Raw genomic sequence first — 4,254 nt, 5'->3', positions numbered from 1 at the left:
GACGGCGGGCGGGCGCTCTGCGCCATGTTCCGGGAATCCGCCCGTGCAGGCATGACCTGACGGGCACGATCAGCGGCATGACGGCGTACGGGGACGACCAGGTGCTGCGCGAGCTCGATGAGATCGGCCGGCAGCGCACCGCGCCTACGAAGCGGGGCTCCGGCTGGCCGCCCGTGCGCGGGAGGCGACGGCGCGGGCCCTGGAGGCGGGCATCTCCCCGCTGGAGATCAGCGAGCGGACCGGCTACCAGTCCCGCACGGTTGAGAAGTGGGAGGCCCGGGTGGAACGCGCGCAAAAGCGCGGCCTGCTGACGGCCCTGCTCGAACGCTGGCGCTCACGCGGCCACCGTACGACACACCGGTCGGGCCGTGAGCGCGTGCCGGGCCCCGGGCCCCGCCACGGCCGTCCGCACGGCGCACCCTCACCCGGCGGTCGACCGGGACCGCACCACGCAGTAACCGACGGCCCCGCAGTCCGGCCCGGGCCGAGGGCAGCAAGCTATCCCGCGCAGTACGTGAAACTCACCCGCACCCGGTCCGGCAGGGGCGAGCAATGAGGGGGAGACATCATTCCCGGAGAACCCATGACCGACAGCAAGAACATCAACAACCCCGTGGGCATGGGCGGCGGCCAGCGCAAGAGGCTGTCCCGCGCCGAACGGCAGAACAACGGTCCGCACCGCAACCTCGACCGCCAGAGTGCCGCCGACCGGAAGGCAGAGCTGGTGCGCAAGATGCGCGAGAAGGCGGGCGCGGCCGAGGGTGCCGAAGGCACCGAGAGCGCCGAGCAGACGGGCGACGACACCGCACGGAGCTGACGTATCGCCGCCTCAGGAGGGGCACCGCGACCTGTGTACCGCACGGACCCGCGCGGGGCGGCACCCGGACGGCACGGCCGCCGACGGCGCAGCACGCGGGCTCGGTGTTCTCGTCGCCCGGGACATGCGCCGGACACCTCGGGGACGCCGACCGCGACGTGTCCGGGATCCTCGCCCGTACCCCTCGGAGCGCGGGTTCGGTCCCCGTCCCCCGCTCCTGAACGAAGCCCCAGGTCGGTGACCTGGGGCTTATCCGTTTTCTGTACCTCTCCCGCCCGGCGTGTCCTGCGTCCGCTCAGAGGAGCGGGTCCAAACCGGTCACGTGGACACCGGGGGGCTCGGTGGCGGGGAGCGGAGCCTTCCACTGACCCGTGCCGTAGTAGAACCTCATGTACGTGGAGGAGTAGTCGCCCGCGGGGACGGTGACCAGGTCGCTCCAACCGTCCCCGTCGATGTCCCCCGGGCCGATGATCCGGTACCCGCTCCAACCGCCGCTGATCTGCGTCCGCGACGCGAACGTGCCGTCGCCCTTGCCGAGGTAGAGCCAGAGCACACCGGATTTGTCCCGGGCGACGAGGTCACCGGCCGGGGCGCCGGCGAGGTTGCCCGTCGCGGTCACCTGGTTGTAGACGCCCCAGCCGCCGCCGATCCTCGTACGAGCGGCGAGGGTGCCGTCTCCCTTGCCGGGGTAGAGCCACAGCACGCCGGTCCTGTCCGTGGCGAGGAGGTCGTTCAGGCCGTCGCCGGTCAGATCGGAGCCGCTGGTGAGCTTGTCGTAGATGTTCCACCCGCCGCCGACGCGCTTGCGGGGGGTGAGGGAGCCGTCCCCCTTGCCTTTGTACGACCACAGGACGCCGGCCGTGTCGCGGGCGACGAGGCCGGTGGCGGCGGGGACGATCCGGTCGTACGTGTTCCACCCGCCGCCGATTTTGGTGCGACGGGGCGTCTCGTCGTACGTCAGTCGTCCGAGCTGGCCGGCGTCGTGCAGGGACAGCACTCCGGTCGAAGAGCGGGTGAAGATGTCCGGTGAACCGTTGTCGTCGAAGTCGTGCGGGCGGGGCGCTCGGGTGACGGTGAACGAGCCGGTGCGCTCGATGGCCGGGCCGAGGCCGTTGAGGGGCTCGGCCCTCATCGTCCACGTGTACGCGCCCCGGTACGCCGGGAACGTGTCGAGGAAACCGTCCCAGTCCAGGCGGAATTCCGTCGTGTCCGCCACAGGGTTGAACGCCACGACGGTGCCCGACACGCCCGTACGGGTGTGGGTCAGCTGGAGAGTGACACGCGCGTTGGGCCGGCTGAGAGTCCAGCCGGCCGGCACCTTCCCGTCCGCCTGGTCAAGGTCGATCTCGCCGGACGGCGCCACGGGCTCGGACAGTCCGGCGAGGACGGTGGGAACTCCCGTGGTCGCCAGGAGGGACACGGTCGGCCGACCGCCGTCAGCGCCCGGTGTGATCCGGTACAGCCCCTCGCCGTGCTCGATCGTGCCGCCGGTCGCGATCACACCGCCGTCGGTTGCCGGCACGACGGCGGTGGCGTGCGCGAGGAGCGGGATGGTCTCGTCCGTGGTCAGCGATCGGGCGTTCAACCCGGCCAGACGGGGCGGGCCCAGGGCGGTGAAGGCACCGGGTTCGCTGTACACGGCCCAGTCGCCCGCGAGGCCGAACGTCAGCGTCGACTCGTTCGCCCTCTCCACCCACGTGCTGCGGCTGATCACCTCCGGGGACTCCCGCCGGGCCACGGCCAGGACGGACTTACCCTCGGCATCCCGCTCATGCCAGACCACGTGGGTACGCGACCCGCTGACGGGATGGATGTAACTCTTGTTGTTCAGAATGACGTACGTCGCCGTCACCGAGGCCGAGGCGAGGTCTACGACGGCCAACCGCTGCTCCCACGTCCCGTCCGTGACCTTGAAGCCATGGAGCAGCAACGTGCCCGGGGCGGAATTCGCCTCGCCCTTCCACACCGAGGCCTCCGGCAGGCCGGTCACCGTCCGGTCCACGACCCGGCCCTGGTCGTCCTTGTCGAGCAGGTGCACCTCCTGCCAGGCACCTGCCTCCGCGCGCTTCGAGGCGACGAGCGTGGTCCCTTGGCACTGGACCGCTCCGTAGACCCCGCCGAGGTCGTGCGTGACCAGTTCCTCGCCCGTGGCCATGTCGAGGAAGGAGCGTGTGGTGCCGGCGACCCGGACGACGATGTCCGTGCCCGCATTCGCCTGGTACGGGCCGCCTGGCAGCGGGGTCCGGGTGCCGTCGTACCGCGTCCAGGCGTAGACGTCGCTCTCGCCCTCCTTGTGCCGCGACAGGAAACCCGTGGGCCCGGCGGAGAGGGCGACCGTGCCGGGCGGCACGGAGATCGGCTGCTGCTGGGTCGCGACGGATGCTGTCACCACCGGGGCGGCCGCCAGGACCGGCGTGGTCAGGGCGCCGGCCGTCACGGCGAGGGCGACGGCGGCGGCGACAGCGAGGCGCCGGCCGGTGGGGCTGAGGTGGTTCAAGGAAGTCCTCCCGGGCGATGTGGTCCTGGTGCCTCCAGGTGCCACGACGAGAGGACTCGCGACAGCCGTGCAGGGTTGTACGGCTGTTCGAAAGATGCGCGGTTCAGGGGGAGGGTCGGCCCACCGTCCGGGCCGCGTCGCGCCAGACCGTCATGTCGCCCAGGAGGAAGCCGACTTCCGGCACCGCGGTCGACTTCGTCGTGATCACGAACAGCGCGAGGTCCCCCGAGGCGTCCTTGATGCAGATCTCGCTCCCGTTCGCCGCACCGGCGAGCGGGAGGCGGTGGTTCTTCTCGTGACGGAGCAACCGGCGGCACTCGTCGAGAGTGCCGCCCGGCTTGCCGTGCAGCTGGAGGAACACGCTCGTGTCGCTCTCCAGTTCGCAACCGGCCGACCGGCAGCCGAAGCGGATGTCCCCCGTGCGGCCCTTGACCTTCGCATCCGGGTTCTCGAGGTTCACCGAGTTCTTCGTCTGCAGCATGACCACGGGATACGGTTCGGGCCGCGGGTCCCTGGGTGAGGCCGGGGAGGACGATGAAGTCCCGTCCGTACCCGCACCGGAGCCCGGGCCCGTCGAGTCCGCCGCGTTCGTCGGGTCGGAGGGGGCCGACGAGGACCCTCGCCCCGGAGCCGACGCCGACGCGTCGGCGGTGTTCCGGTGCTCGACCCGGCCCTTCACGTCCATGACGACCCAGGCCAGGGCCGATACCAGCAACACGCCCCCCGCCACACCCGCAGCCGTGATCAGCAGGGTGCGCCGCCTGCGTGCCTTCCGCTCCGCCGGCGTCTGCGGCAGTTCCCCGGCCGAGGGTGGCCGGTACCCGGTCAGCGGCTGCGGCCGCACCGGGGTCGGGTCGGGCACCGGTGCCGGAACCACAACCTGGGGCCCGCTGATCTCCCGCCACACAGCCGGCGCCCCGCCCCCGTCGGCGTCCTCCCC

General features: G+C 71.8%; 4 protein-coding genes. 2 read left to right on the top strand and 2 right to left on the bottom strand.

Going from position 1 to position 4,254, the window contains the following annotated elements; genetic code table 11:
• Nucleotides 1-583 precede the first annotated feature (583 nt).
• Nucleotides 584-817 carry a DUF6243 family protein gene (locus JGS39_RS37750; protein WP_219574294.1) on the top strand — a complete coding sequence of 78 codons (234 nt, stop codon included), beginning with the start codon at nt 584-586 and terminating at the stop codon, nt 815-817.
• A gap of 295 nt (nt 818-1,112) precedes the next feature.
• Here JGS39_RS37750 and JGS39_RS37745 read toward each other — a convergent pair whose 3' ends face one another.
• Nucleotides 1,113-3,314 carry an FG-GAP repeat domain-containing protein gene (locus JGS39_RS37745; RefSeq protein WP_219574293.1) on the bottom strand — a complete coding sequence of 734 codons (2,202 nt, stop codon included), beginning with the start codon at nt 3,312-3,314 and terminating at the stop codon, nt 1,113-1,115.
• 103 nt (nt 3,315-3,417) lie between these two features.
• Nucleotides 3,418-3,795 (bottom strand): hypothetical protein, encoded by a 378-nt coding sequence (locus JGS39_RS37740; RefSeq protein ID WP_219574292.1) that lies wholly within the window; start codon nt 3,793-3,795, stop codon nt 3,418-3,420.
• Between JGS39_RS37740 and JGS39_RS37735 the strand changes: the two genes are divergently transcribed.
• Nucleotides 3,794-4,254, top strand: a 461-nt coding sequence (locus tag JGS39_RS37735) for a hypothetical protein (RefSeq protein WP_372456192.1), incomplete at its 3' end; no start/stop codon positions are given. The two genes, JGS39_RS37740 and JGS39_RS37735, sit on opposite strands and share 2 nt — an antisense overlap.

This window comes from Streptomyces poriferorum, from assembly GCF_019399235.1.
Lineage (GTDB): Bacteria > Actinomycetota > Actinomycetes > Streptomycetales > Streptomycetaceae > Streptomyces > Streptomyces poriferorum.
Note: the sequence above shows the minus strand (reverse complement) of the source record. Positions and strands in the feature narration are given on the sequence as shown.

What these genes read in the sequence shown, in the direction of transcription:
- JGS39_RS37740 (WP_219574292.1), bottom strand. Translation starts at nt 3,795, where the DNA reads ATGCTGCAGACGAAGAACTCGGTGAACCTCGAGAACCCGGATGCGAAG.
- JGS39_RS37750 (WP_219574294.1), top strand. Translation starts at nt 584, where the DNA reads ATGACCGACAGCAAGAACATCAACAACCCCGTGGGCATGGGCGGCGGC.